The organism is Sphingomonas melonis (genome assembly GCF_013409985.1).
Taxonomy (GTDB): Bacteria; Pseudomonadota; Alphaproteobacteria; order Sphingomonadales; family Sphingomonadaceae; genus Sphingomonas; species Sphingomonas melonis_A.
Genome location: NZ_JACCBY010000001.1, coordinates 653,498 through 678,020, shown reverse-complemented (window position 1 = coordinate 678,020; position 24,523 = coordinate 653,498). Strand labels below are relative to the sequence as shown.

Annotated in this window: 28 protein-coding genes; 6 read left to right on the top strand and 22 right to left on the bottom strand. The window is 65.5% G+C overall.

What is annotated here, in order from left to right; all coding sequences use genetic code 11:
• Complete coding sequence (locus HD841_RS03455; protein ID WP_179507471.1) at positions 1-372, top strand: hypothetical protein; 372 nt, start codon at positions 1-3, stop codon at positions 370-372.
• A gap of 64 nt (positions 373-436) precedes the next feature.
• Here HD841_RS03455 and HD841_RS03450 read toward each other — a convergent pair whose 3' ends face one another.
• Together HD841_RS03450 and HD841_RS03445 are read right to left on the bottom strand one after the other, a co-directional pair.
• Positions 437-1,012, bottom strand: a complete 576-nt coding sequence (locus HD841_RS03450; protein WP_179507470.1) for an opacity protein — start codon at positions 1,010-1,012, stop codon at positions 437-439.
• A 785-nt stretch (positions 1,013-1,797) separates the two neighbouring features.
• The gene (locus tag HD841_RS03445) at positions 1,798-2,799 is read right to left on the bottom strand and encodes a M48 family metalloprotease (RefSeq protein ID WP_179507469.1); all 1,002 of its coding nucleotides are present in this window, start codon (positions 2,797-2,799) and stop codon (positions 1,798-1,800) included.
• Between the two features lie 492 nt (positions 2,800-3,291).
• Here HD841_RS03445 and HD841_RS03440 point away from each other — a divergent pair, with 492 nt between their 5' ends.
• The 4 genes from HD841_RS03440 (at position 3,292) to HD841_RS03425 (ending at position 5,073) form a co-directional block, all read left to right on the top strand.
• A complete protein-coding gene (locus tag HD841_RS03440; RefSeq protein WP_179507468.1) occupies positions 3,292-3,573 on the top strand; it encodes an HU family DNA-binding protein in 282 nt (93 codons plus the stop codon).
• 586 nt (positions 3,574-4,159) lie between these two features.
• Entirely contained in the window at positions 4,160-4,435 is a 276-nt protein-coding gene (locus HD841_RS03435) for a hypothetical protein (protein WP_179507467.1), read from the top strand.
• Positions 4,436-4,448: 13 nt separating this feature from the next.
• Entirely contained in the window at positions 4,449-4,691 is a 243-nt protein-coding gene (locus HD841_RS03430) for a hypothetical protein (RefSeq protein ID WP_179507466.1), read from the top strand.
• A gap of 142 nt (positions 4,692-4,833) precedes the next feature.
• Positions 4,834-5,073, top strand: a complete 240-nt coding sequence (locus HD841_RS03425) for a hypothetical protein (protein ID WP_179507465.1) — start codon at positions 4,834-4,836, stop codon at positions 5,071-5,073.
• 520 nt (positions 5,074-5,593) lie between these two features.
• Here HD841_RS03425 and HD841_RS03420 read toward each other — a convergent pair.
• Positions 5,594-5,869: a hypothetical protein gene (locus HD841_RS03420; RefSeq protein WP_179507464.1), complete on the bottom strand. Its 276-nt coding sequence runs from the start codon at positions 5,867-5,869 to the stop codon at positions 5,594-5,596.
• Between the two features lie 567 nt (positions 5,870-6,436).
• On the opposite strand from HD841_RS03420, the gene HD841_RS03415 reads away from it, so the two are divergent.
• Positions 6,437-6,772 (top strand): hypothetical protein, encoded by a 336-nt coding sequence (locus HD841_RS03415; RefSeq protein ID WP_179507463.1) that lies wholly within the window; start codon positions 6,437-6,439, stop codon positions 6,770-6,772.
• 465 nt (positions 6,773-7,237) lie between these two features.
• Here the strand turns inward: HD841_RS03415 and HD841_RS03410 are convergent, their stop codons facing one another.
• The 19 genes from HD841_RS03410 to HD841_RS03320 all read right to left on the bottom strand — a co-directional run bounded on the left by HD841_RS03410 (position 7,238) and on the right by HD841_RS03320 (position 24,513).
• Positions 7,238-7,606, bottom strand: a complete 369-nt coding sequence (locus HD841_RS03410; RefSeq protein WP_179507462.1) for a hypothetical protein — start codon at positions 7,604-7,606, stop codon at positions 7,238-7,240.
• Positions 7,607-7,726: 120 nt separating this feature from the next.
• On the bottom strand, positions 7,727-8,371 hold the full coding sequence (locus tag HD841_RS03405; RefSeq protein ID WP_179507461.1) for a hypothetical protein: 645 nt from the start codon (positions 8,369-8,371) through the stop codon (positions 7,727-7,729).
• 152 nt (positions 8,372-8,523) lie between these two features.
• Positions 8,524-8,949, bottom strand: coding sequence for a hypothetical protein (locus tag HD841_RS03400; RefSeq protein WP_179507460.1), 426 nt, complete (start codon positions 8,947-8,949; stop codon positions 8,524-8,526).
• On the bottom strand, positions 8,946-9,479 hold the full coding sequence (locus HD841_RS03395; RefSeq protein ID WP_179507459.1) for a hypothetical protein: 534 nt from the start codon (positions 9,477-9,479) through the stop codon (positions 8,946-8,948). The genes HD841_RS03400 and HD841_RS03395 overlap by 4 nt, the downstream gene beginning before the upstream one ends.
• A gap of 201 nt (positions 9,480-9,680) precedes the next feature.
• Positions 9,681-11,738: a hypothetical protein gene (locus HD841_RS03390; RefSeq protein WP_179507458.1), complete on the bottom strand. Its 2,058-nt coding sequence runs from the start codon at positions 11,736-11,738 to the stop codon at positions 9,681-9,683.
• A gap of 60 nt (positions 11,739-11,798) precedes the next feature.
• Positions 11,799-13,898, bottom strand: a complete 2,100-nt coding sequence (locus tag HD841_RS20930) for a Hint domain-containing protein (protein ID WP_179507457.1) — start codon at positions 13,896-13,898, stop codon at positions 11,799-11,801.
• Positions 13,899-14,064: 166 nt separating this feature from the next.
• Positions 14,065-14,484 (bottom strand): DUF6950 family protein, encoded by a 420-nt coding sequence (locus tag HD841_RS03380; protein ID WP_179507456.1) that lies wholly within the window; start codon positions 14,482-14,484, stop codon positions 14,065-14,067.
• The gene (locus HD841_RS03375; protein ID WP_179507455.1) at positions 14,481-15,125 is read right to left on the bottom strand and encodes a hypothetical protein; all 645 of its coding nucleotides are present in this window, start codon (positions 15,123-15,125) and stop codon (positions 14,481-14,483) included. The genes HD841_RS03380 and HD841_RS03375 overlap by 4 nt, the downstream gene beginning before the upstream one ends.
• Positions 15,122-15,712 carry a hypothetical protein gene (locus HD841_RS03370; RefSeq protein WP_179507454.1) on the bottom strand — a complete coding sequence of 197 codons (591 nt, stop codon included), beginning with the start codon at positions 15,710-15,712 and terminating at the stop codon, positions 15,122-15,124. Before HD841_RS03370 ends, HD841_RS03375 begins: the two co-directional genes overlap by 4 nt.
• Positions 15,709-18,483: a hypothetical protein gene (locus HD841_RS03365; protein ID WP_179507453.1), complete on the bottom strand. Its 2,775-nt coding sequence runs from the start codon at positions 18,481-18,483 to the stop codon at positions 15,709-15,711. The genes HD841_RS03370 and HD841_RS03365 overlap by 4 nt, the downstream gene beginning before the upstream one ends.
• A gap of 10 nt (positions 18,484-18,493) precedes the next feature.
• Positions 18,494-18,640 carry a DUF7697 family protein gene (locus HD841_RS03360; RefSeq protein ID WP_179507452.1) on the bottom strand — a complete coding sequence of 49 codons (147 nt, stop codon included), beginning with the start codon at positions 18,638-18,640 and terminating at the stop codon, positions 18,494-18,496.
• 32 nt (positions 18,641-18,672) lie between these two features.
• A complete protein-coding gene (locus tag HD841_RS03355) occupies positions 18,673-19,227 on the bottom strand; it encodes a hypothetical protein (protein WP_179507451.1) in 555 nt (184 codons plus the stop codon).
• Positions 19,227-20,192 carry a phage tail tube protein gene (locus HD841_RS03350; RefSeq protein ID WP_179507450.1) on the bottom strand — a complete coding sequence of 322 codons (966 nt, stop codon included), beginning with the start codon at positions 20,190-20,192 and terminating at the stop codon, positions 19,227-19,229. Before HD841_RS03350 ends, HD841_RS03355 begins: the two co-directional genes overlap by 1 nt.
• A 13-nt stretch (positions 20,193-20,205) precedes the next feature.
• A complete protein-coding gene (locus tag HD841_RS03345) occupies positions 20,206-20,646 on the bottom strand; it encodes a hypothetical protein (RefSeq protein ID WP_179507449.1) in 441 nt (146 codons plus the stop codon).
• Positions 20,643-21,308 carry a DUF6441 family protein gene (locus HD841_RS03340; protein ID WP_179507448.1) on the bottom strand — a complete coding sequence of 222 codons (666 nt, stop codon included), beginning with the start codon at positions 21,306-21,308 and terminating at the stop codon, positions 20,643-20,645. Before HD841_RS03340 ends, HD841_RS03345 begins: the two co-directional genes overlap by 4 nt.
• Positions 21,298-21,612, bottom strand: coding sequence for a head-tail joining protein (locus HD841_RS03335; protein ID WP_179507447.1), 315 nt, complete (start codon positions 21,610-21,612; stop codon positions 21,298-21,300). Before HD841_RS03335 ends, HD841_RS03340 begins: the two co-directional genes overlap by 11 nt.
• 1 nt (position 21,613) lies before the next feature.
• Complete coding sequence (locus HD841_RS03330; RefSeq protein WP_179507446.1) at positions 21,614-21,940, bottom strand: DUF2190 family protein; 327 nt, start codon at positions 21,938-21,940, stop codon at positions 21,614-21,616.
• A gap of 12 nt (positions 21,941-21,952) precedes the next feature.
• Positions 21,953-22,255, bottom strand: coding sequence for a hypothetical protein (locus HD841_RS03325; protein WP_179507445.1), 303 nt, complete (start codon positions 22,253-22,255; stop codon positions 21,953-21,955).
• Positions 22,256-22,311: 56 nt separating this feature from the next.
• Entirely contained in the window at positions 22,312-24,513 is a 2,202-nt protein-coding gene (locus tag HD841_RS03320; RefSeq protein WP_179507444.1) for a prohead protease/major capsid protein fusion protein, read from the bottom strand.
• Between the last annotated feature and the right edge of the window lie 10 nt (positions 24,514-24,523).

The window sequence follows — 24,523 nt, the reverse complement described above, 5'->3', positions numbered from 1 at the left end:
ATGTTTCGAACCGGACGGGCGCGCGTCGCGCCGATCGCACGGCTGCTCTTCTGGGCCGCCCTCGTCTTCGCGCTGGTCATGGCGCTGTCGCCACGCCCGCCGATCACCGTCGAGGTCGTCGACAAATGGCAGCATATGGCCGCGTTCGGCACGCTGACGATCCTCGCCTGCGCGGGCTGGCCGCGCGCCGACCTGCTGCGCATCGCCGAGCGGCTGAGCTTCCTCGGCGCGATCATCGAACTGGTCCAGTCGATCCCGGCGCTGCACCGCGACTGCGACATCATGGACTGGGTGGCGGACACCGCGATCATCGTCGGCGTCATCGTGGTGGTGGCCGCGGTCAGGCCGGCCCGGCCGAGGAGCCGCCTCTAGCTAAAACGCAAAGAGCCCCGGACGCATGGTCCGGGGCTCCCTGAGGCAACGGTGTGGGAACGTCTCAGAAGTGACCGATGATCCCCAGCGACGGACGAACCGTCTCGAAATTGCCGGTTGTCGCCACCTCGGCGCGGAATCGCACGCCTTCCTTTTTCACCAACCCATCAAGCCCCACCGCCTTCGGCCCAAACTCACCGCCTACGCCGTAGGAAATACGGCCGAAATCCGGGCTGTTGCTGCCGTAGCGATCGAAGTTCACCCACCGATAGCCGACCTTGCCGTACAGCAGCCCGGTCTCACCAGCGCGCACGCCGGCGCGGCCATGGACGCCATATTCCCAATCGATGTCACCGCTGAACCCCTTGGCGGCATTGCCCTCGACGCCGACGAAGAACGATCCGAGCGGCACGTTCACACCCGCGACGCCCTCGACGAGACCGCCCTTCAGACGATCGCCGGGCGCCGAGAACGGGATGCCGTGGCCGGGATTGCTCTCAAAGCCTTCATAGACTCCGGTCACGCCGACATACGGGTCGATCCCGAACGCGCGCGAACCGTCGGACGTCGTGTCCTGAGCGGAGGCTGCAGCGGGGATGAGGAATGCGGCACCGGCCGCTGCGAGAAGCAGCTTCTTCATATCAATCACCTTGTAAGCGGCAGGCGAAACACGGCCTGTCGAAGGGTTAAACACCCATTTTGGGATCGATATCCCGGCTCTGCGAACGCCACCGTCATCGTGTTGCAATGCCGCAACAGGCTCTTGAAACCGCCGCTGGGCGTGCCAAGCAAGCCTCGTCGCGAGGATTGCTCCTGCGGCGGTCGGGTCGCCCATGTCCGTACCGTCGATTCCATCTGGCCAGCTCGGCCGCTCCATCGGCCACGTCACCGCAGCATCAGCGATGCGCGCCTGAGCAGTAATTCTGCTTACAAAACAGGTTGATAGCCCATGTGTGCGACGGTGCCGGATTAGCCGCGTACACTCGGCCATGCCCGAGACGGAACCTCGCTCGGGCATGCACACTGGAGCTCGCGGGCCGGCCGTTGCTGCTGCCGGCGAGCTCCTCCTTTCCGAAGCGGCAGATCGCCGCAGCGGACTATCGGCAGGGCGCGATGCTCAGCTTGGCGCCGCGACAACCAGGCCGCCAAGGGCATGGTGCCGGCACCGGCCGGTCGCTGCGGCCGCAGATGCCCCGGAAAGCGTCGATGGTGGGTCCGCCGCCCACCACTCTTAGCGAATTTGTTAGGTGAATGCGACGTTCTGGAACGAAGCATTAGCTAAATACCCCCACTGGTACCCCTGCACGTGAGGTGCCATGAGCGCCGCGGCACAATCGCTCGTTCAGCGTGAAGTGCAGGGTACTACCTCGCCGCCATGGCTCGAATATCCGCCGGCAATCGCGGGGCACCGATTCACGACTCGGATCACGCCGCGACGACCAGCTTGACGAGCGTTCCGGGCTTCAGCGGCTCGTCATCGGGTAGGCCGTTCATGACGAGGAAACGGTCGCGCTTGCTATCCGCTACTGCCATCCGCTGGCTGAGAGTGTCGATCGTGTCCCTTGGGCCCACGGTGACGATCCGGACAACCCTGCGGCCCTGCTTGGCATCACCATAGGGCAGGCCGTCAAGCATGCGCAGGAATGCCGTGTCCTGTACCATCGCGGTCTCCGGCTTGCCTGTGGCTTTCGCAAGCGCCGCCGCGCGCTGCACGCGATCGGCTCCGTTCGGGTGCGTCGACGCCCAGGTCGGTGCGGAACGGGCGGTGCCGCTCGCCTGCGCCGACAGCCCGGTTGATTCATCCAGGGCGGCGAGGATATCTGCCGAGGCATAGGGAGAATAGCCCGCCGCGGCGATGTAGCGGACGCCAAGCGCATCGGCTTGATACTCCTGATCACGGCCGTATTTCAGCGTGTAGAGTTGCGCGCCCGCACCCGCGACGCGCGTGGCGATATCACTGCCGGTGGCAAGTCCGACGCCGCGGGCGAGCAGGCCGCCGATCGTCGCACGCGTGTTTCGGGAAGCCGCGTGGCGAGCGGCGACATGGCCCACTTCGTGCCCCATCACCGATGCGAGTTCGGCCTCTGATGTCATCAGCGCGAGCAGCTGGCGGGTGACGTAGATATATCCCCCCGGAATGGCGAACGCGTTCTCTACCGGCGAGTCGAGCAGAGTGACGGTGAAGTCGCCGCCCGCATTCGACAGCCCGGACTGGACGGCGACGCGCTTGCCGACGCGTTCTACGAAGGTAGCTTGAGGCCCCTTATAGGCCCCGCCGAATTCCGCGAGTAGTTGCGGATGCGCCTGGCCACCCTGCGCCTTGTCGGTCGCCGAAATTGAGCGAACTGTTTTCTGCGCGGCGAGAGGCGCAACAGGCGCGAGGAGGATTGCGCTGGCCGACAAAGCGGCGATGTGGCGGCGGATCATGAAGCTCTCCCGGTGACGGGATCATAAAAGCGATCCACGGGCCATTGTTCCGGATGCGCATCGAATCCATCTGGTCCCTACTAAGCGAGATCATACGCGTTCTGCCTTGCACTCGTATCGAAGCGCTTCACCCATCAGGGATGGAGGGCCCCGCCGGCTGCTCGATTGCAATTCGCGCAAGTACGTTAACCGTCTTTGCATTCGCCAGCGACAAGCGCCCTCCGCACACAGAGAGTGCCTTTCAGGCATCCTCTCCTAATCCTTCGGGCTGCTTCGGCGGCCCTTTTTTTGTCTGCTCAAGAGACGCCGTGCGGCAGCATAGGTTTGGCGGATGACAGAGGATGAAGCGACCCACTGGCTGGGCGAGGCTTGCCGCAAGCTTAGTGGACGCCCGACGGCTGGTAAAGGGTAGGCGCTATGTAGCCGCGATGGCTGACGCAGCTGGCATATCATGAGATGATCTCTTGATAGTAGCCCGAGGTATAGAGACGGATGGTCAAAGCCGAACTTATCGAACGCATAGCCGCTTCGAACCCGGATCTGTCTGGCGCCACGTGCCAAGCGCTGGTGAACGCTTTCTTCGAAGCTATGTCGGACCAACTCGTTCAGCACGGACGAATAGAGCTTCGTGGCTTTGCAGCCTTTTCCGTCGCGCCGCCTAGCCAGGGGCGCAAGCATAACCCACGCAACCGTGAGCCGGTGGATGCCTCAACCCGGCCCCGCATCAAATTTCGCCCTTCATCGGCATTGGTCGAGGCAATCGCGCCGCGCTGACTTCTAGCTAGCACATCAGGGCGCGCTGCAACTCATGGGTCCGGGGCTTGCACCTTGCTTGGTTGAGGCATAGCCTCTGACGTTTCTACGGAGGCCCGCTTGTGAAATATCACGCGATTCCTGCTCTCGCGTTGCTGCTGACTCCTGCTGCCGCGGAAGCGCAATGGACCCCCTCGCGGTTTGGAGCGCCGGCGCCAATGTCTCTATTTGGCGAGCAGGGCTGGAGGACCAGCCCCCCTGCGCTCCGCGATCCAAAGATATGCTTAGCGAACAAAGCATCGAGGCGGGTCGAATGCCGGTCTCGATCTGGCTGGCAGCAGGTCGCTGCCAGGTTAGACAGACAGGCGAAGTAATCGGCCACGACCACTTCGCTTGACAGTAGATCGGGGCCGAGCCAGCGGCGCGTCGAGTTACAGAAGCGGCGATTCCTGCGACCGCGTTGGCGCCTTACATCGGGAGGTGCATAGGGTTAGGGCGCACAGATGAGCAGCCTGTCCCTGACCTTCCTTGCTTTCGGCGCGGCGCTGATCGTCGCTGCGCTGAGCGCGTCTTGCGCGAATCGCGAGAGGCCGCGTAACGTTTGAATATGACCGACGAGTCCCATCACGATCTCGCACGCCTCGCCGGCTTGCGTGCCCGCATTCATGAACTAGAGCATGGTGGCGTCGGTGTGACCGGGATTAACGATCAACAATCCACCTCCAGTGTCATCGCGGTATTCAAGCAGAAGGTCGAGGGCCTGCAAGGTGCCTGGCCAGACGACCGTTTAATCGCGGCCTATGCGCGCGCCTCAAGGGAAGCCAGCAACTACGGAGTTGACGCCCTTCGCGCCGAGCTGCGACACCGGAACCTGCGTATATGAGCGCGCCTAAGCGATGATTGAACCAACTACGCCAGAGGAGGCGCGCGCCAATCTCGGCCGCCGTGCCAACGAGCGCGGGATTTGCCTCGCCGAATTGTCTGCGATGCTCAGCCGTCACGCGGGCTACCTACGGCAATACGTCGAACACGGCAGCCCGGAGATGCTGCATGAAGACGATCGGCTCTGCCTGGCCCAGCTGCTGATGATCGACGAGCGGGAGCTAGGCGCGCGCGATCCGTGGATGCCGACGCACTAGGGCGTTCATCCGTCTAGGCAGCTGATCCTCCCGGCAAACGGATAATTCCTTCAAAAGATCAGCGGGTTGACCCCGGTAACCATTTCTTTACGATTGATGCTGCAATGCACAATTGCCGTAATAGATAGCCGGGAGAATGATCATGGTTCGGAAGTACCTCGCCGCCGTTGCCGCCACCGCGCTCGTTGCGGCGCCTGTCGCCGCCGCTCCGGTCAACCCGGCAGCCAGCCTGTCGGTCGCCAAGTCCGTTCGCGCTGGTTCGGCTTCGGCGAAGAAGAGCGAGCTTGCCGGTGGTGGCATCATTATCGCTCTCGTTGCCGCCGCGGCGGTCGTCGCCGGCATCGTCATCGTTGCTGACGACGACGACAGCGACAGCAACTAATACCGTTGGCCTGACGTACCCCTCTCATCGTCCGCCAGGTCAAATGGAGCACTCCGGTGCTCGCAAAGGGGGCTTCGGCCCCCTTTGTTATGTCTGCGTCTCTTCCGACGAGGCGCCTGACCGGCGCAGCTGGCGAATGCCATTGCTCGACAGCATCTTTGGTTAATGCTCCGCGCGATGGACTGCCGCTATGCGTGGCCCGTGAGGAAGTGGCACCCCATCTACACGGCGCCTGAAGGGGTGCGCGTGGTCACGAAAATTGATGACGCGAACGGCGTCCGCAACGAAACCATTCTCGTCCGCCAAGGGCAGGCGTGGTTCACGCCTAACCCGGCCGGCGTGCCCGTCGGCTATCAGCCCACGCACGGGAGCATAAGCTAAGCCGATGATTTGCGGCTGGGCTATATGGCGGCTAGCGCGTCCGCGTGCATGTAGAGCTTAGAGTCTTTCTCGCGTTTGCCGCGGCGTTCGTGCTTTCCGTATTACTCCTCGGCTGGGTATTTCGCGGGTACGACGAGAACTAGTCCGTAGTGTCGGACCAAGCACCCGACCGACGCAGCTGACGGATGATCCCGTGGAACGAAGCCGTCATGGACTGCGCCCGGCCGATATCGTGCGTACCTTGTCCGCCCTCCCAGAACTGGACCAGCGGCCAGCGCTCGGGGCAGTGCGGCCAGAGGCATCGCAGCGCGAGGCGGACCGGTGCCGCGGCAGGATCAATCCGGTCACCCGACGCCATCGCCGCGCGCAGGATCTGCACCGATAGCTCGACCGTGATTCGCTGCTGGCGACGCATTCGGCTATGGAACGTAACAGGAACAACAACGCAAGCGATTCACCATGCCCCGCTGCCGCCTATGCACCAGCAACGACATCAACGCCGTCAACGAGCACCTCGCGGAGAAGCTTTGGGATAGCCGGATCGGGAACCTCGAAGGTCCGATCCCCTGGAGTGAGGCAGGCGCGACGTGGCAGGCCGCGTTCCGCGAGCTTGCCGTTGCCGCTCGGCAGGCACTGCAACAGGCCTAGATCAATAGCCCATGTGCGCGACGGCGTGCCGAATCGGGCGCACACCGCGCCATGCTCGACGGGTCAGAACCCTCATCGGACATGCAACCTTGGAGCCCGCCCATCAGCCCCCTGTGCGGGTGGGCTCCTTTTTCAACATTGGCATATCGAAGTCGACGTTGCGGACGCGAGCTCGTCAACCAGGCGTTGCCCTCTCGATATCCCAGTGCGCTATGCGCTTGCTCAAAAACCGCAAGTCCTTGCAAATCCTCGCTAAAATAGATTAGCCATGGCTTCTAAGGGGAGGTCGACGTTGCCGCGGATACTATCGGTTCCCGACGGGAAAGTGCGCGTCGTGAGCACAACCACTACGCTCAAGTTGGCCGAAAAAATGCTTGCAGCGTCCCGTGTCGTATCGTCACACTTGCCAGCGGGCTTTTCACCGCCGACGCCGATGAACCTTTTGTTGGAGCTGTTCATCGCGGAAGAAAACGCTCTGTATCCTGGCGCAGCCGATCTTGGCAGACATGACGGGATGAGCCCGCGCCTAGTTGATCGCTGGTTGATTGCGTTGCTTCACGAAGGACTTATCGAAAAAAACAATGAAGCGGTAGCTCTTACAGACCAAGGCTTCAATGCAGTGGTAAGGGTTCTTGAAGCGATGTTCAACGCACAGCGACTGCTAGATTGATGCAGTAGAAATGACATCATCGAGGCGGTCGAGGGCGGCTGCAATATACGCCGCTGCCGGAACATCGCATTTATCAGCTTCGGCCAAGGCCTCGACGAGGAGGGCGCGAAGCCGGACCATGTCACAAGCGGCAGAAATCGGCTGATTCATTCGTCCGTAGTAATCGTATATCTGAGTCTCGCAAGCTGCACTTTTACCCGCAAAGAAGTGGCTAGATAGCTCTTCGCATCTGGCGCGTTCCGTACCGGCACAGCAGCGGGGCGCCGGCTTCGCAGCGGGTGAGCCAAGGCAGACGGGTCTCCCGAAGTTTTCGGTCGCCATTCGCAAAGCTTACATAAGCGCTGGTGCCTAGGACGTAGAACAGGAGGCGCTCACCGCTCGGGCGGTCGACCAGCACGCGCCGCGCCGCCCGGTTGGTGTTGGGGACGGTGCCGGCGCCGATATGGACGACCCGGCCGGTGCCGCTCACCGGACGCCGAAGAGCGTGAGGATCTTCCGGGCAACTGTGCCGGCGCGCGCTGAGGCCACGTCGTTATAGATCGCTTGGACGAGTCCGCGCGCGATGTCCTCGATGTCGCCGGCCGCAGTCTCCAGCCCCTTCCCCTTCATCAGTGCGATGAGCGCGGGGATGGTGCGGCCGAGCACGACGTCGAGTTTTTGCTGACCGGACAGGCTGTCGTTGGAGATGGTCAGGATGTTGTCGCGGACCGTCTTGGCGATCGGCAGCGTCATGAGGAGGGCGACGGCCTCCAGCGTCTCGGTGAGCATGATCTCGACCACCTCCTGGGCGGCGGGCGATCGGAAGAGCTTCTTGAAGAACGACTTGATGGACACGGGGTGCCTCCTTGCGTGAACCTGTGGTGACGGGATGGTTCAGCCGGCAGCGCGCCGCCCCGGGGTAGAAGGGCGGCATGGTACGGCTGGCGAAATGGATGGTGGCGCTGTGGCGGCGCTTCAGGCGCGCGGCGCGGGAGGAAGAACAGGCCCCCATCCGCCCAGCGAAAGCCCGTCCTGGAAAACCGCGGCGATCGCCGAGATCTGGGCGGCGCGGTCGGTCCCGTTGATGATCCGGCGCGCCGCGGTGAACTGCGCGGGCGTGGCGGGCCCCGACGGGGGCAGGTAGCTGGCCAGGCGCTTGCCGGTGAACCAGCCCTCAAGCATCCCCTCGACCATGATCCGCGCCGAGATGGCGGGGTCGAGGGCGAGGTCGTAATTGCCGATCAGCGCGCCTTTGAGGCCGAGCTCCACGTCTGCCTTATCGTAATTGTCCGCCCAGGACAGCTGGACGTCGCCGCGACCGTAAGGGATCTGGCCTCCGTGCCTGCCGGGCACGCCGTATGGCCTGCCCTTGCCGCGGCCCATCTCGCGGACCGGGAGCATCGTCTGCGCCGTCTCCCAGAATGACGTCGCCAACCCGTAGGCGACATATGCGATCGGGCAGCCAGCCGCGCCGAATGCGTTGAGCTTGCACTGGATGCCAGCCAACTGCGCCGCGCTGATCGTGCCATTCGCGAATTGGGGCCGAACGCGGTCGAAGAAAGCCTTCGGGCGCGCCAGCGCGCGCGGCGCCGCGATCGCCGGCGCAGGTGCCGTCGTCATCGGATAATCCTCTCACAGATAGTCGGGATGCCGGTTGGACCGCGGCGCACGCGAAGCGCAGAAGAGCGCGACCGTACTCCCGCTACGGTGGCATCTCCCCTGGTGCCGCGTGCTCCGCTCTGTCCTCCCCCCAGTCGGCAGGGCGGGGCGCGCTACGCCTCCGGCTTGCTCGGTGGCGCCTTGGGCGGCTGGAACAGGTCGCTCCCGCGCTTCACCCACGCGAGGCACGCGCTGATGATCAGCACGCCGGCCGATCCGAGCCCGGTCCCGTAGACCAATGCCCAGAACGGCTCGGGCCGCAGCCGGATGATCATGCCGGCGGTGAACAGCAGGGTGAGCACCGACACCGGAAGGTCGACGTTCCAGCGGTGATCCTTCCGGGCCTCCTGGCTGACGTAGAACCGCACAGCGAGGCAGGCGCACAGGCCCGCGATCATGCTGCCCGCCTCGAACGGGTAGCCGACGAAGTGCCAGACGACGGGAATGGACTCGGTCACGGTAGCAGCCTTGTCCTTTGCGAGAGCAGCCGCGGCCGCGGGGAGGACGGCGCCGACCGTCGCGATCGACCGCCACATCATCGCGTGGAAACCACGCCTATCGCCGCGATCAGGCTGAGGAGGAAGATGCAGCTCGGGCGCTTCAGCTGGTGCCGGGACGCCCAGAGGCGCGTCGGGAGCGGCTCCCTCTTGAGGTGCTCCGCCATGGTGCGGCCGGAAATCTCGAATAGGCCAAGGGCGAGCAGGCCGAGCGTAAAGGCAATCGGATCTGTGAAACGCTGGAAGGTGAGGAGCCAGCCGGTCGCATGCGCTTGCTGCGGGTCCCAGCCCCACAGCACCATGGCGGCCGGACCAAACCGGATCGCCATGGCAAGGGCGACGGCTCCGCCGAACCCCCGCCAGACGGTCACCGGGTGCCAGAGCTTGTCCTCGTCTCGGTGCCGCCAGATGTCGCGCGCCATCTTGAGGGCGAGCATCAGCGAAATGCCGAACCCCGCTGTGAAGCCCGCGAGGTTGAGGACGACAAGCCACCCATGTCCGTCAAACGACGGTGGCGCGACCGTCATTGGGCCGCGCGCGACCGACTGAGCCGCGAAGCTGCTGTTGCTCATCAAGGAACCCTTCTTGGGAGTTACGGTTTGGGCGGCTGTCGTTCAGGAGCATGAGAATGCAGAGCCACCTCTCGAAAGCCTCGGGGTCGCGTCATTCGCGTGTCTCGCACTTTGCGACACTGGCGGTGGTGCTCACCCCGGTGTGGTTAAGCTTGGCGGCCGCGACCGGATTGATCTGAAAAGGATCTCCGGCCGAGACGATTAACCGCCGTTCAAACCCGTGACGGCGCCATCCAGAATGTACATGACCGCCCCGAGGTTTATCCGCTTGAAGGCGCCGCGTTCCCAGATCAGGAACCCCTTGTAGATCAGCAGGTCAGCGCCTGCGGCGTCGCCTACGCTGACGCAGTGAAACCGCTCATAGGTGGCATTGGCGAAGGCGGGAGGCAGCTGCGCGATCGTCCGTTCAGCGTCTGTTGCGGGGGCGGTGGCTCGGCTAACTTCTCCGACGAGCTTCACGTATCCAGCTGGGGCGTTACGATCGACGGCGAACTGCACGTCCTTCGTCCAGCCGTTCATCAGCGCGGCGTCCAGGGGCACCGCAGCGCGCGCTGCGGGAGCCAGTTCGGCAATCCGCTGCGTCGAGAGCATGGCCACACTCTCGACAGCGGCAGCCCGATGGTTCGCGTCGGACAGTGGAACCAAGAAGAAGTGGCGCATGGTCGCGCCATGGGTATCCACGAGTTGCGGAGCAGAGAATGGGCCGTCCGGTGACGGCGCCGTCGTCATGAAGACCCGGCTGATCGAGTTGGCATCGACCATCAGGTAGAACAGGCCATTGAGCCAACCATGCGTCGGACCCTCGACACTGTCTCCGCCCAGCGCTGCGGCAGCCGCCTTCAGCCCCAGATAGTCGCCGCTGTTCGCGTTCGTCCAACCGCCAGGGTCGGGATAGGACATGCTTGTGAAGCGCTCGATATACTTCGCGCCCGCATCCTCCTTCTTGACGAAGAAGCTGTATTTCCCCGTCGCCCCATCGAAGGCCGTCTGAGCATCGATGTAGTTACCGGTGATGCCGAACGAGACCGGCGCTTTCGACGCGCTTAACTCAGCATTGGTGAATTCGACGAAAGCCATGTGACGCGGCGCAGTGTCCTGCGCGTAGTCGGCGAGTGCGACTTCAAGATAGAGGACGCCAGTGACGGGGTGGCGGAACCAGCTGGGTGCCCAAGCAACCGCGCCGCACTCGATGCTCGGCAGCGCGCTCCACGGACCCGCAGGCGACGGCGCGACTGCGCGGATGATCTTGGTCGAGTTGTACCCGAAGGTTGCAGCAAGGTGCCATTTGCCGTCGTCGTTGAGGATGATCGACGGGTCGCGCATCTCGCCAGGCGAGTAGATCGCTCCGCCATTGAGACGGTACATGTTCTTGCCGTCGGAGGTGTAGAAGAGGTCGAGGAATGCCAGGTCGTTGTCGCCGCGGAACGATGCAGCGAGGAAACCCTGGCTTCCGAACGTCGACGCGTCGCTGCTGCGCGGAATGTCGAGCTTCAGCACTGGCGCGCCCGCCTCGATGCGGTACTCGGTGTAGCGGCCCTTGTTGCTCTCATCGATCCAGACACGGGCGACCGTGCCGTTCGGGAGGTTTGCCGCGACAAGCGCTGCCTTCGTGTCGAAGAACTTGGTGGCAGCTGCACCGGACACGTCGGCCGCAGCCTGCGACCGGTTGGCTTCGCTGTTCGCCAGTGCCATGCTTTGCGCAGCTTGCCCCGCAGCAAGCTGCGCATCGTTGGCGATCGTCGCCACGATGTCGGCGCCATCGATCGTGATCTCTGCGACGCTGTCCGCGGCGATGGTAAGCGTCGCTCCTCCCGACGTCCCGCCACCGGCTGCTGCCGCGCCACAAGCCATGGAACGGCTGACTGGAGCATTATCGCTGCCAATAGCGTGAGCGAGGACGGTGAACGCGCCCACGAGCCGGGTCTTGCCGGCAATCGACAAGGCGTATCGCAAGGTGGTGGAGTCACCCATCTCGCCCGCATACGGCAGCGCCTGACGGCTGGACTTGTTGAACCGCATGCGGACGTCGCTGACCGTCACGCCCCCATCATAGCTGACCCCCGCCACGCGCAGTCCTTCAGCGTTGCCGTTGACGACCTTGCCCAGGCTCATCAGCGGTGCGCCGGGTGTGTCCTCGATGAGCCGCACCTCCATCAGCATGTCGATGACGCTGGCGTCGAGCCCGCGTATGCGAAGCGGGACTTCGCATACGTCATCATTGCGCCAGACCGACAGGTCCAGACGGGCGGTAGTGTCCATCGATGTCTCCGAGGGGTCAGGTGTTGAGGGGCAGCAGCTTGCGGCTAACCCAGCGAACGATCATTCGAGGTTCGGCTGATCCATCTTGATGTTGTGGCTCAGGATGCCGTTCGTGACGTAGGTGTGAGCGCCGGTGACGGTAATCTTGACTATCGCCAGCGTACCCGCGACCTTCGCCGCGCCGGGCAGGTCGCGGATCATCACCCACTGGCCGACGTAAACCCGGTGATCGCCGGTTGCGCGTAGATCCTTGCCGTCGACCGTCGCCTTCCAGACGTCGTCGCTGTCGGCGATCTCGACCGCCTCGACGGGGTAGAAGCCCCAGCGCAGGGTCTCCTCGTGACGCGTCCGGACGCGGTCACCCACCACGATCTCTCCGGCTGGCTTCTCAGTCATGTCGGCCATCAGGATCGGCGTGTCGGTCGTCGGGCAGCGTCCGCCTGGCGGCGTCGCCCCGCCGCCGCCCGAGGGCGGCGAGCCAGCGGTCGGGATGATCGCATAGCCGATGTAATGGCGGCCGGGGTGATCCGGCGACGCGCGGGCGTTGATGTCGTCGGGGTCCAGCACATAGGCGACTGCGCCCCCGACCCGGTCGGAATCGTCGTACCCGATCGCGCGGAAGTCGCCGGCAGCAAGGCCGCTTGCGATGGTCGTGCCGGTGACGTTCACGTCCGCGTGCCCGTCCGTGTAGCGGCGGACATGGTTGCTGATCGTGATCGCCCCATCCGCTGCGGCGGTGATCGACAGGCCGATCGGGAACGACGTGGCGATTGCCAGCTGCAGCGACGACGTGTTTTCGATCGGGTAACTGGGCGGCACGGATAGATCAGGCGTTGGCGGGGCGGCGCCAGCCTTGCCGAGGCAGAAAGCGTGCTTGGCGAAGGTCTCGGAGCGACAGGTCAGGGTGACCGTCATGTTGCTGCCCTCGATCTCGCGATTGCGGACAACGACATCGCGCGCGAGGGCCGCGTCTGGAATGTTGACGGTCAGGCAGTCGCCGGGGCGGTAGCCGATCGCATAGACCTTGCTCCGCAGGACGATGCCGTCGAGCTCGCGACCGTTCCAGATTTCGTACAGCCCCAGTTGCGCGCCCTGGTCGACCTGCTGCACCAGCGGGAAGGTGATCTCGCTCGGTCGGCTGCCGCCATCGGCCGCGACATAGTCGGGGATGGCGATCGCATCCAAGGGCACCTCTTCCCAGCCGTGGCTTTCGAGATGCACGCGGGCGATGACGGTGTTGCGGCGCTGGCGGCGTGAGGCGGTGCCCGGCACGTCCACGTCGCCGGTGATGTCATTCGATGTGATCGTGCCGATCGACACCCGCGGCGCGTTGAAGCTGCACGACAGCTGCGCCCCCACCGGGAACACCTCGCCGCCGCCAGCTTGGGCAATCATCTTAAGAATGTCCCAGCTGTTGTCGCTGGTGGTGTAGACGATGCCGCCCACCTTCCAGTTGTTCGCGTCGCAGACGTTCGCCCAGTCGACGAACGGAGCCATGTCGATGCCGTCGGCTCCGATCCCGCCGCCGGCGATCAGCACGCCGTTCTGATAGCGGCCGAACGCCCAGGTGATCGCATGCAGGGCCGGGTTTTCCGACCAGACGTAGGTCGACTCCTGTCCAAGGCGGCACGCGCCCGAGCCGCCACCGCTGTAGGTGCTGTCGAGGCGGGGATCGTAGACATAGACGCCTTCAACGATGCGGCCGCGCTGCGGCACGCCGTTCGGATAGATCTTGCCCTTGTCGTCGAACTTCAGCGTCCACAGGTCGGCGGCCAGCCCCGATAGGAGGCTTGTCGACCCCCAGCCGGCGAACGCGCCCTGCGGCCCCGCCATTGCGCGCGTCTCCGGGCAAGCGCCCAGCTGCTGGTCGAGCCACATGTACCCGGCGTAGCTGCCACCGATCGCCGTGCCGTTGAGGCTGGTCGCCACCTTGTTGATCAGCAACGGGCCAAGGCCGCGGACCGGGCCGATGCTGTGGACGGTCACCCAGGATTCGAGGCTGTTCTTGGAGCCGTAATACTGACGATGCACGACGTTGCCGCCGCTGTACGTTCGCCCAATCGCGACCGGCATGCCGGCGTCCTTGTCGATCTTGAACTGCGTGGCGTTGCCGCCGACCGTACCCTTTGGGGTCGCTGCCGATGCAGCAAACGAAAGCACAGCGGCGGCTGTAGAAGCCGCGGTGGCAATGGTGCTGATCGATACCCCCGCGACGCCGACGTACGCTGCCGCCGTCGCTCCAATGGCCAAACCAACGCCTGTCGCGGCAAGCGCGACGGCGCCTACAACAAAAGCTGCGGTGCGGAGAGTTTTCGCCATGCCGCCCTTACACTCTCCACGCAGCGATAAATTGGACTGGCTGAAGGATTTCGGCCGAGCTGACATCCTCATGAAAGCCGAGCACCCGACCGTTTCCGACGGCGATCGTCAGCGCACCGTCAAGGGGCGCCTCGCCAGGGATCATCACAATGTCGGCGACGCGCGCCGCGGCGGGGGCGATCCGCTCCAGCCCCAGCGAATCCAAGGCGCCGGCCAAGCTGTCATGCCCTACTCGCTTAAGCGCCAGCATGGCACCGGCGGCCGTGGTATAGCTGCCAGCCTTCCCGAGTTGCGGGCGATGTCCCATCTTGCGGAGGACGAACGCGGCCATGCGGACGCAGTCGTTCTTGCCCAGCTGCCACGGCTGACCCTTGAACCGGTCGACCGCCGCCTGCGCCGCCTGCTGGCGCCGGATCATCTCGATCATAGCCCCATCGCTCCCAGGAAGCTCGCGCGCGTGCTGCCGCTGATCACAGACACCGCCGATGGCGGCTTTTCCACGCCCCAATAGCTGGTGCGCTCGATGCCGGTCATGTTGGCCAGCCCGGCTTCGCCCGGCCACACCAGCTTGTGCCAGGCGTCAGACAGGCGCGCGCCGATCTCCTGATCGTGGAACGGCTCGAGCGCGGAGGTGCAGCGCCATTCGACCGACCTAGTGCCCTTGCCGACCCGCAGCCGCGGGACGTCGAGCTCGCCGGCGAATAGCTGCAGCGGATCCGGGATGATCTGCCCGGTCGCCCGGTCGACGACCGCCAGCCAGCCCCGCACCTTGCCGCCCTGGGCCGTCGCCGATGCCAAGGCCGCCGCGGCAATGCTGCTGGGCGGTACGAAGGTCAGATCCCAGTCCGGGGCTTCATCGCCGACGCCGTCCTTCAGCGTGCCCGCGGCGACCAGCGAGCCGAACATATCGTCGCTGCCGGTGAATAGCTTGTCGCCCCACGGCACCTCGCCGGCGCCAACCAAGTGGCGCATGGTATAACCGGAGAGGACCACCTCGACGAGCGGGGCAAGCGGGTGCTGTCCCGACCGTAGCGCAGCCGACGCCTGAGGGGTGAGGCGGAAGGTCACTTTCGCTCCTGGATGGAGAAGGACAGCGGCTTGGTGCGGTTGCGCTCGAACCCGGCGCCCTTGTCGAAGCCGACCAGCTGCCCCTCGATCATCGGATCATCAAAGTGGCAGACGTCGCCATCGGTGGTGACGAAGCGAAGCATGGGCCAGATCGGCAGCGCCACCTTGCCGTTCGCATCGGCCATCGCACGACCGCGGACCATGTGGACGTAGTGGACGCCCCCGTGAACGATGCTGAAGAAGCGGCGCACGAACTCAGTCTGCCGATAGGCACCGCGAAGGTTGATGGTCGATCCCGTCTGCCCGGCGCCATCTGCGACGATCCCGCTGCCGATCGGCCGCGGTGCGTTGGGCAGCCGAAGTTGCATGCGCGCATCCGCAGTCGTCGCCTCCATCAGCAAGCCGATCAGGTCCCGGCTTTCGGCGTCCTGCCGCAGCTGCGTCGTGCTGACGTCGACGGCAAAGCGATCGCCCATCCGCGAGATTTGCAGATCCTCGCCGCCGAGCACCCCCTCCTGATTGGACGAGAACAGCCGGGGCCGGATCGTCAGGTCTGCGATCCGAGTCCAGGGGATGAACACGCTCAACGGAAGCGCCCGAGACGCCGCGCCGCGCTGCGCGTGCCCTCCGCCTGGCTCATTGCTGCGCCGCCTGCCGCGCCCTGCATCGCTGCGCCCGCATCGCCGGCGTTGATCCGCTCCCAGAACTCAGGCGTCATGAGATTCCCTGAGAAGTGGTTGTGCGTAACTGAGGGCGAGGGATTGTCGTTGGCGAACAGCTGCCGCGTCTCCTGCGCCGTGGTTACGCGCGACCCGCGAGGCATGCTGACGATCTCGGGCCCGTTCTCGCCGACCAGCGACATGCCGCCTGGCCAATATTCGGTGCCGGCTGCGTTCGTGCCTGGCTTGAACAGCTTCCCGATGTTGCCGATTGCCGAGGACAACGTCGGCAGCGCCTTGTCGCCGTTGATGAGGTTCTTCAGCGGGTTGAGCAGGGCGAGGGTGATGAACTCGTTCTTGAGGCTGCTCAGGATCGTCTTGCCGGCGTTCCCCCAGCTGGACCACGTATCCTCGCTGAGCACGGTGCTGACGAAGTCGGAGCCATACCCGCGGAGTTCGTCGAGCGCCGTCGTGACGACCTTGACCTTCGCTTCATCCTGCTCGGCCATCTGATCGACCCGATTGCCGATGTTGCGCCGGGCACCCTCGACCGCGTCAGCCATGGGATCGTCGGTGCCAAACAGCTTCTTGAAGGTCTCGTAGCTCTCGTCGGCCATGCGCTTGGCCTCAGCGTGATACGCCGCCATGCGCAGGCCGTTGCCCTGGTCGACCGTCAGCTTGCCCTCGCCGACCAGCGTATCGATCTTGGCCAGTGATTCGGCATAGGCATCAGCCGCTGCGCGCGCGGGATCAAAGGCCCCGACCACCTCGCGCAGGTCGGCGTTGAGCTTGTCGTTGGCCTCCTCCGCGTCGTGCGCCGCTTCCTTCGCGCGCTTGGCGGCGTCCTTGAACTCGTCGAGGGCCATTTTGCCCTTCGTCCACGCGACGTGGAAATGGTCGCTGTGGCCCTTGTCGCCAGGGCCGAGGAGTTCGACGATGTCGATGCCGCGCGATTCGAAGATCTTGCGGACATCGGCCTTAGTCATCGACTGCATGCCGCCGGACGGGACGAAATCGACCGCCTGGTTGCGATAGTGGTAGCTGTTCGCGACGTGCTTGCCGCCGGTGGTACTGGTGACGTGAACGCCGGGCAGCGCGCCGCGCAACATGCTGGCCACCGAGTTGGCCGTCAGCGTTTCCTGATCACGCTTCGTGGAGTTGGCAGCTTTCTGCCGATCCTGCTCGGCTTTGATGGCGGCCTGCCTGTTGCGTTCAATCGCGTCGAACTCAGCCTTTGAGGCCGCTCCAACGGCTTCGCCCCTCGCGACTGCTGCGGCCTTACTCGCCTTCAGCTTCTCGATTTGGTCGCCGTATAGTCTGTTGATGCGGGCGATTGGATCAGTTGCCAGCCGCGCCGCTTCTTTGCCCTGCTCCGCAGCGAGTGCGATGCGGGACTGGCCGAGCGCGGCCTCGGCCTTGGCGACGGCCGCGCTCTGCGCGGTGAGCGCCTGGTCAATCGCGTCGACCTCGGCCTGCTTGCTCGCAATCCCCATCGTCGCGACATCGCCGCGCTCTCCGCCCATGCGTGAGGCCCGAATTTCGGCCTGTAGCATCGCACGGGCATCTTCGAGCCGTGCGCGGGTCTTCGCTCGGATGGACAGCTCTTCGGCCAGATTGGCGCGAGCGTTGATATTATTCTGCTCGGCAGCCGTGCGCTGTGTTGCCAGCGAGGTTTGCACCGCCGCGGTGTTCTCGCGGATCGCTGCGGCGACACCCTCCGCCGACTTGGCAAACGCAAGCTGTGCCTGGCGGTTGACCTCGGTAGCCTCCGCATCCTTTTTCAGCTTGTCGACGGCATCATCGAGCGCGTTGTTGCTCTCGAACAGCTTGGCGATGAAGGGGGTGAGGAGCGATATCCCGACCAGTAGGGCAGCCCCCCACGGGCCCGTCATGAACCCCGCAACGGCGCCCAGCTTGCCGGTCATGCCCTCCGCCTTCTCGGCGACGCCCGTAACTTGCTCACCGAAGCCGGCGATGTCGGGCGCGGAGTCCTCGGACGCGCTTGCCGCCGCCTCTACACCCTTGCCCGCCGCGGCACCGCCGGATGCGATCAGCCCGAGGGCCTGGAACAGCTGACCAGACTGCTGCGCGAAGATCTGCATCGGGGGCGTACCCGACGAAAACTGCGTGGCGATGTCGCTCAGCTGGAAATTCAGCTGCTGATAGCCGGCCTTCGCCGCGCCACTCGCCTCGGCTTGGTTGTGCAGCCCCTTGGCTGACACGTTCATCTGCTGCTGTAGCTGCACGTGCCGCTTGGAATATTCGTCGAGCGTGATCGCGCCTGTCGAAATGAGCGTGCGAGCTTCTGCGATCTCGCGGTCGAAGCGCTGCTGCGCGGCGAAAGCCGGATCGATGGCCGCGCGCAACGCGTTCGCGCGGTTCTCCATCTGCTCCTGCGCGGCAATGAGCTCGCGGAAGGCCATAGCCGACTGGCGAGCCGACCCCTCATGCTGGCCATAGCCCGTGCTGTTCGTGTCGTTGATCCGCATCTGCGTTGCAGACTGAGGCGTGATCATCGAGAGCTTGGCTGCGGCGTTCGATTGCCGCTGCAACGCCGCTTCGACGTCCTTGGTGGCGGAATCGAACGAGCGCGACCAGCGCTTCGCCTGCGCATCGCCGGTGTCGCCGATCTCGACGAAGTCGGCTTTGACCTGCGCCTTGCCCTCGGTGCCGAGGCGGATTGCTACGGAACGCGGCATTCCATCCTCCTCAATCAGGTGCCTCGTCGGGCACCAGGTTGCCGATGATTGCGATCTCAGCCGCCGGCAGGACGTCGGCGAGCAGTTCCATGTCGGCACCGAGCGCGGTGCCCATCGCCATCACGGCGTTGAAATCGAGGGCAAAGGGCTGCCCCATGCCGACCGTGCGGATCTGCCGGTCGCAGGCGTTCAGGACGTCCCAGACGACTTCGGCGTCTTCGTCCTGCGGGGCTTCCGCCCGGTAGGTGCATCCTTCGCACCGGCCTTTGGTGTCGGCCTGGCAGGAGAGTTGGCAGTAACGCTCGCCTCGGTCGCCGCCGCCCCAGTGCCATTCGGAGAGGCGGCGTAAGCGTTTTTTGCCCGCTCGCGAACGACGAAGGGGATGACGTAGGCGGCATCGAACGCCTCGAAGGTCAGCGGGTCGGACAGGACCAGCGCCTTGTTCTCGTCGGTGCATTCCAGCACCTCGCCAGGACCGGCGTCGTCACCGTCCGCCATCAGGCAGACGTCCTTCCAATCGGTGATGCCCTGCATCAGCAAGGCGTGGCTGAGCGCGTCGCCGAGTTCGGCCATCTGCTCCTCGGCCGACGCGGCTTCCGAGCCTTCATGCTCGTCACGGCCGAGCACCGCCAGCGCGGCGCGGCGCGCGCGGCGCAGGCTGGCGCGGTCGATCGGCGCGAACTGCACCTGCGCGCCCATGACGGTCTTCCATTCCGGCCCCGCCGGCCGCCGAGCGACGAGCATCAGTAGCTCGCGACGTCGGTCTTGAGCACGGCGCGAGTGCTGAACCCGCCGGTGCCGCGCGACGCCTGCCAGTTGAACTGGGCCTGGATGCCGTTCGGGCCGGTGATCGGACGCTTCGGCTTCGGCAGGAAGACGCGGGGGACGAGGAAGACGAGGCTGAAGGCGCCGAACGACCAGCCGAAGGCGAGGTCGACGGGCGCCCCGCTGGTCGCCGCGGCGAGAAGCGTCAGGTCGGCGAAGCGGACGGTGATCGATCCGGTCGACTGCGCCATGCCGGCGTCGCTGTCCTCGATGCGGCCATCTCCCTGGATGGTCTCGACCTTCTCGAGGTTGTTCGAGAAGGTGAAATCGGCGCCGACGACGCTGCCCAGCGCCTGACCGCCCTTGTTCACGTAGCCGGTCGCTTGCGGGAAGCGGACCGTGTCGAGCGCCGCCGGGCTGGCCGGGCCGGCGCTGGTGGCGATCGGGTCGGTCTCGCCGATGCAAATGAGGCTGCAGGTGGCGTTGAGCAGGCCCGAGCGCGACATGCCGATGCGCAGCTGGTTGCCGCGTGCGCCGCGGTTGACGGTATAGGCGGGCACCTCCGGCGAGCCGACTTCGATCGACATCGACGGCAGCACCTGCGCGCCCGAGGTGAAGGTGTGGGTATAGCCGTCGGTGGCGTTGCCGGTGACGGCCGCATCGCCGAAGAACAGCTTGAGCCAGCGGCCGAAGTTGCGCGCGTCGACGGGCACGACGATGTCGCCGTCGTTCGTCGCCACGTCCGGCGTCGGGTCTTGCATCTCGCGGCCCTGCCCGAGCAGGTCGCTCGCGATCAGCGGGCGCTCTTCGCCGAGGCTGTGGCTGACGATCGGCAGGCTGAACCAGCTGCCATTGGTCGCAGGTACGCTGCCCGGCGTCGTCTCGAAGGCGCCAATGACCTTGGCATTCGAACCGCGCGCCCGCTTGGTAGGCGTGAGAGCCATTGGCTATCTCCGATCAGGTGAGAGGTGAGGTGGTGGTGTAGCTGGCGACCAGCATGAGGTCGGCGCCGCGAAGCGGGGTGGCGCCCTCTGTAAAAATGTCGTCGGTCGCCGGCGCCATGGCGTCGAGGTAGGTGCAGAGACCGCCGAGGAAGCGGTCGGCGAGGACCGCCGCGTCGATCGCCATCAGCATGTCGTCGAGCGCTTCCTCAGCGGTGCGGCCCGCGCTCTTGTAGGCTGCGATCTCGATCGGGATGCTGTGATCGTAGTTGTAGCGGGCGGGCGACAGGTCGACCTCGGGCTGACCGGGATCGCCGGTGCGCACGATGACGCGCCCGCCGTCCGGGACGCGCTGCGGCGCGACCTCGTCGCCGTCCAGACCCATGACCTGCGCGCCAGGGAGGGCGTTGGCGATCACGTTCTTGAGCGCTTTCAGCACGTCGAGACGATGGCTCATAGCTCACCCAATCTCCGGCTGAAGGACGCGCTAAAGCTGTCGGCCCAGCGGTCGGCGACCGCCTCGATGTCGAGCAGCTTCGGCAGGCGAACGGTGCGGCGTAGGACGAACATCAGCACAGGCGCGACCTTGCGCCCCTGGGCGACGCGCCCCTTGGTGGCGCCGCGGATGCCGCGGCCGTTTCGCGCGCGAATGACCTCAATGAAGGCGAGCAGCGTGCCATTTTTGCCGCGCCTGATCTGGAAATCGTTGTTGAAGGCGTTCTCGACCTCTTCGGGCGACATCGCACCGCCTTTGATGGTCTGGCCTCGCCGGTTCACGCGACCACGCGCCCGAGGCACGTTCTTGGTCGGGATCCAGAGGTATTTAGCGCTGCCGATCGGGCGGACTGTCGCGCCACGGTTGAAGCTGTCGACAATATCTGGCGCGTTCGACCAGATATAGCCGCCGGGGTTCAGGCTGACGCTCGACCGCGGATAAACCTCGCTGCGCCAAGTGTTCGCCAGCCGCGTGCCGAGGCCGGCGCTGGTGACCTGCGCGCGAAGCTCCTGCTTGGCGATCGGCGTCGTCTCGCGCATCGCGGCGCTGGCCAGCTTGGCGATATCGCCTTCGATGCCGTCCAGTTGCAGCCGCAGATCGCCGAAGCCGACATCAACGCGCATCGGGCTCCGCGCCGACGGTCCACGTCAGCCCCTCGACGTCGAGCCGTCCGTCGCCCTGAATAGAATAGACGTCGTCGCCGATCATCAGCCGCGCGCCGTGCGCCGGCCGGTCGACCTCCGACTTGCGGATCTCGAACAGGTTGGTCGCCTGGATGATCTGGGAATCGCTGAACTGAACATCGGCATCCGGCTGGCTTCGGATCACGCGGATTTCGCGCGGAAAACCATGCTCGGGGATATAGACCGCCGCCGCGGAGCCGGGCGCGTAGAAGAGCGCGTCCAGCGCCGCGGCGAACGGGTCCATATCAGGCGACGTAGCCCAGCTTCACGCGCGCGGTCGCGTCGCCCGAAGCTGCGGCCGCCGTCGCGACGCCAATTTGCGTGTTGGACCCCACGGTGGTCGTGACCACGAACGCGGTGTTGTCCCAGTAGATCTTCTGACCCTGGGTGACGGCCCCGACTGCCTTCGGAAGGTCGAACACACCGCGCGTCACGCCCGCAAGCGTGGCACCCTGAGCAGCATCGACCGACGCTACCGCGAAGATCGAGCCGACGAGGAAGCCGGCGCCGGAGGTGAGAGCGCGGGGGGCGGCGAGATCGAGATTATCGCCGGGCTGAACGAAGTTCTTCATCGTCGGTGCTCCTTATTCCGCCGGCGCGCGGTGAGCGCGGATCGCGGCGATGATGTCGGCCTTCTTGGTCGCGCCATGAGTGGGCACGCCCTCCTTGGTGACGAGCAGGCCCAGGTCGACGAGCGTCAGGTCGTCGAGGCCGTCTTCGACCTCTCCCTCGTCGTCGCCTTCCTCGCCATCGTCTTCGACCTCGTCTGCAAGGCCAGTTTCGATCAAGTGATCGGCAAGTTCGCTGTCGACCGTGACCGGCCCCTCCGAAGGGTGATGGACGGGGCCGCCGATCGGGAGCGGCTGCCGCAAGCTGATGGTCTTCATGTGCTGTCTCCCGGCGACGGAGCGCTGCCCCGTCGCCTATGTGCTGGACGGGCGGCTTAGTAGGCCGGCGACTTGTAGAAGCCGCGGTAGTCGAGCGCGGCCGCGCCGACGTCGAGGCGGGCCTTGTTCTCGACGCCGTCGACGTCGAACCCGACCCGGGTATCGGTGAACAGCTCTTCCTGACCGAGCAGGTGGTCGAGCTCGATCGTGTCGAACGCGTTCGGGTCTGCCGACAGCATCCAGCTGTTGTCGGTGATGCGCGGCTCGACGATCACCTGCAGGCGACCGGCGAAGGGATTGACCGCGCTGTTCGTATTCGCAGTGATCGCGGTCACGAACTGGTCGGCTGCGGTTTCCTGTGCCGGGCCGACGATCAGGTAAGTCGCGCCGATGTTGAGGAAGCCGCCCTCATTGCTCTTCTGCTGGCGCATCGCCTGGCGGCCCTTGCCGACGTTGACGACGTTGATTTCGCCCCCGGCCGGCGCAAGGTTGCCGTGGCTGGCGTGGAAGAGCGGGATGCCGTCCGACATGTTCGGGTTGGACAGCAGGATGCCCCAGACGAGATCGCTTTCGAGGTCCGCCGCCTTGCGGCCGAACATCGTCGGCAGACGGCCGAACAGGTTCTGGTCGTCGTTGACTATCGCCTGGCGGGTGATCGCGATGATGCGGCCATAGGTGTACAGCCGGTAGGTCATCCCGGTGTCGGTGATCGCGCCCCGCTTGAACTCGCCGTTCTCGGGCACGTTCAGCAGCGCCGGAGCATCGCCCAGGCCGATGATCTGCGCCGGCTTGAAGTCGGGCAGGGTGCCGATCGAAACGAGCGGGCGGAACGTCTGGGGGGCGGCCACGAACGCGGCGCGGACGCGACGGCTGGTGACCGCGCCGAGCGCGTTGGCGAAGTCGCTGGTGGTCAGCGCGCCATAGCGCATGCCGAGCGCGGCGCCGGCAACGTCGAGCCGGCCCATACCGCGGGTGTTGATGCCGGTGCGGCCGAGATAGTCCCGCGCCAGCTCCATCATGGTGAGACCGCGGAACTCGCGGGCCGCCTCCATGCGCTGCGCCCGGGTGCGGCCCGGTTCGTCCGGCAGTTGCGCGTCGGGATTGGCCCGAAGCATCACTGCGTCTTCGACCGCCTGCCGATAGCCTTCGGTCTCGGTGCCGCTGGCGCCGGCGCGCGCGTCAATCGTCGGGCGATCGCTGATCAGGCGCTCGTTGACCCGGCCGAGCAGGTCGGCCTCGCTGAGCGGCGTGGTCTCGTTGGCGCGGATCAGCTCGGCGGCGAACTCGTTGCCGAGCGATGCCGAACGGCCGCAGAGATCGAGGATGCGCGATGCCGAAACGCCCGCGGCGCGCTGCTCGGCAGCCGGGGCCGTATTGGCGGGCTGGTTCGGCTCGGTACGGGTCGCGCCGTTCGGCTCGACGACCACGGTGGTGTCAGCGGCAGGCTGCGCGGGAGCAGCGGCGCCACGGTTGGCATTCGGGTGGGCGACGCCGCCGCCCGGCAGGTTGCGGTGCATATCTTCTTCCTCTTGTGATCCGTGAGCGCTGGTGGTCCCTGGTGCGGATCGAACCACGGCGTTCGGATCGGCGGGAACTGGGACGAGACTGGCTTCGAGGAGCTCCCAGGCGACAGCGCGCCACGTCTCGTTATCGTTGTCGTCGGTGGCGGTGATCTGCCAGCGGGTGACGCGGTAGCCGATCGAGATCGCGCGGAGCTCTCCGCGGGCGACTCGCGCCTCAATCTCTTGGCCGGTCGTGGTCTGGTCGAATTGCAAGGTGCCGATCAACTGGGCGCCTTCGAAGCGCACCGAGGTGACCCGGCCGATCTGGGCGCCGACCTCATATTGGTTATGCGTATCGAGCAGCGGGCACACCCCGCCGGCGACGCGGTCGAGGTCGATCGCTTCGGCGCTGATCTCCAGCTCTTCGGTGAAATAGTAGCGCGCTACTGCCGCGCCGGTGGACAGCACCGCCTCAACTGTATGAGCCTCGGCGTCATAGCTGTCCGGTGCCAGCGTCAGGCTGCGCGTGCCGCGACCGCCGGCCTGGGGCTGTCGGCGCTCTTCGGGGTCTGCCCCTGGGCGCTGACCGGGGGCGTCGCGCGTCAGCATGCCGGCCATCGCCGAGCCGAGCAGCGCACCCGCCACGATGGCGGCCTTGCGGCCCCCGCGCGCGGGCGGCAGCTGAGCGTCGACCGTCTCACCGATCTGGCGCGGCGCATCGTCGGCGCGCGGGCGCACCGTGGTGGGCTTCGTCATAAGGTTGGCT

Coding starts and splice junctions, on each gene's coding strand:
- HD841_RS03455 (WP_179507471.1), top strand. CDS start 1: ATGTTTCGAACCGGACGGGCGCGCGTCGCGCCGATCGCACGGCTGCTC.
- HD841_RS03450 (WP_179507470.1), bottom strand. CDS start 1,012: ATGAAGAAGCTGCTTCTCGCAGCGGCCGGTGCCGCATTCCTCATCCCC.
- HD841_RS03445 (WP_179507469.1), bottom strand. CDS start 2,799: ATGATCCGCCGCCACATCGCCGCTTTGTCGGCCAGCGCAATCCTCCTC.
- HD841_RS03440 (WP_179507468.1), top strand. CDS start 3,292: ATGGTCAAAGCCGAACTTATCGAACGCATAGCCGCTTCGAACCCGGAT.
- HD841_RS03435 (WP_179507467.1), top strand. CDS start 4,160: ATGACCGACGAGTCCCATCACGATCTCGCACGCCTCGCCGGCTTGCGT.
- HD841_RS03430 (WP_179507466.1), top strand. CDS start 4,449: ATGATTGAACCAACTACGCCAGAGGAGGCGCGCGCCAATCTCGGCCGC.
- HD841_RS03425 (WP_179507465.1), top strand. CDS start 4,834: ATGGTTCGGAAGTACCTCGCCGCCGTTGCCGCCACCGCGCTCGTTGCG.
- HD841_RS03420 (WP_179507464.1), bottom strand. CDS start 5,869: ATGCGTCGCCAGCAGCGAATCACGGTCGAGCTATCGGTGCAGATCCTG.
- HD841_RS03405 (WP_179507461.1), bottom strand. CDS start 8,371: ATGACGACGGCACCTGCGCCGGCGATCGCGGCGCCGCGCGCGCTGGCG.
- HD841_RS03400 (WP_179507460.1), bottom strand. CDS start 8,949: ATGATGTGGCGGTCGATCGCGACGGTCGGCGCCGTCCTCCCCGCGGCC.
- HD841_RS03395 (WP_179507459.1), bottom strand. CDS start 9,479: ATGAGCAACAGCAGCTTCGCGGCTCAGTCGGTCGCGCGCGGCCCAATG.
- HD841_RS03390 (WP_179507458.1), bottom strand. CDS start 11,738: ATGGACACTACCGCCCGTCTGGACCTGTCGGTCTGGCGCAATGATGAC.
- HD841_RS03380 (WP_179507456.1), bottom strand. CDS start 14,484: ATGATCGAGATGATCCGGCGCCAGCAGGCGGCGCAGGCGGCGGTCGAC.
- HD841_RS03365 (WP_179507453.1), bottom strand. CDS start 18,483: ATGCCGCGTTCCGTAGCAATCCGCCTCGGCACCGAGGGCAAGGCGCAG.
- HD841_RS03360 (WP_179507452.1), bottom strand. CDS start 18,640: ATGGGGCAGCCCTTTGCCCTCGATTTCAACGCCGTGATGGCGATGGGC.
- HD841_RS03355 (WP_179507451.1), bottom strand. CDS start 19,227: ATGCTCGTCGCTCGGCGGCCGGCGGGGCCGGAATGGAAGACCGTCATG.
- HD841_RS03350 (WP_179507450.1), bottom strand. CDS start 20,192: ATGGCTCTCACGCCTACCAAGCGGGCGCGCGGTTCGAATGCCAAGGTC.
- HD841_RS03345 (WP_179507449.1), bottom strand. CDS start 20,646: ATGAGCCATCGTCTCGACGTGCTGAAAGCGCTCAAGAACGTGATCGCC.
- HD841_RS03340 (WP_179507448.1), bottom strand. CDS start 21,308: ATGCGCGTTGATGTCGGCTTCGGCGATCTGCGGCTGCAACTGGACGGC.
- HD841_RS03335 (WP_179507447.1), bottom strand. CDS start 21,612: ATGGACCCGTTCGCCGCGGCGCTGGACGCGCTCTTCTACGCGCCCGGC.
- HD841_RS03330 (WP_179507446.1), bottom strand. CDS start 21,940: ATGAAGAACTTCGTTCAGCCCGGCGATAATCTCGATCTCGCCGCCCCC.
- HD841_RS03325 (WP_179507445.1), bottom strand. CDS start 22,255: ATGAAGACCATCAGCTTGCGGCAGCCGCTCCCGATCGGCGGCCCCGTC.
- HD841_RS03320 (WP_179507444.1), bottom strand. CDS start 24,513: ATGACGAAGCCCACCACGGTGCGCCCGCGCGCCGACGATGCGCCGCGC.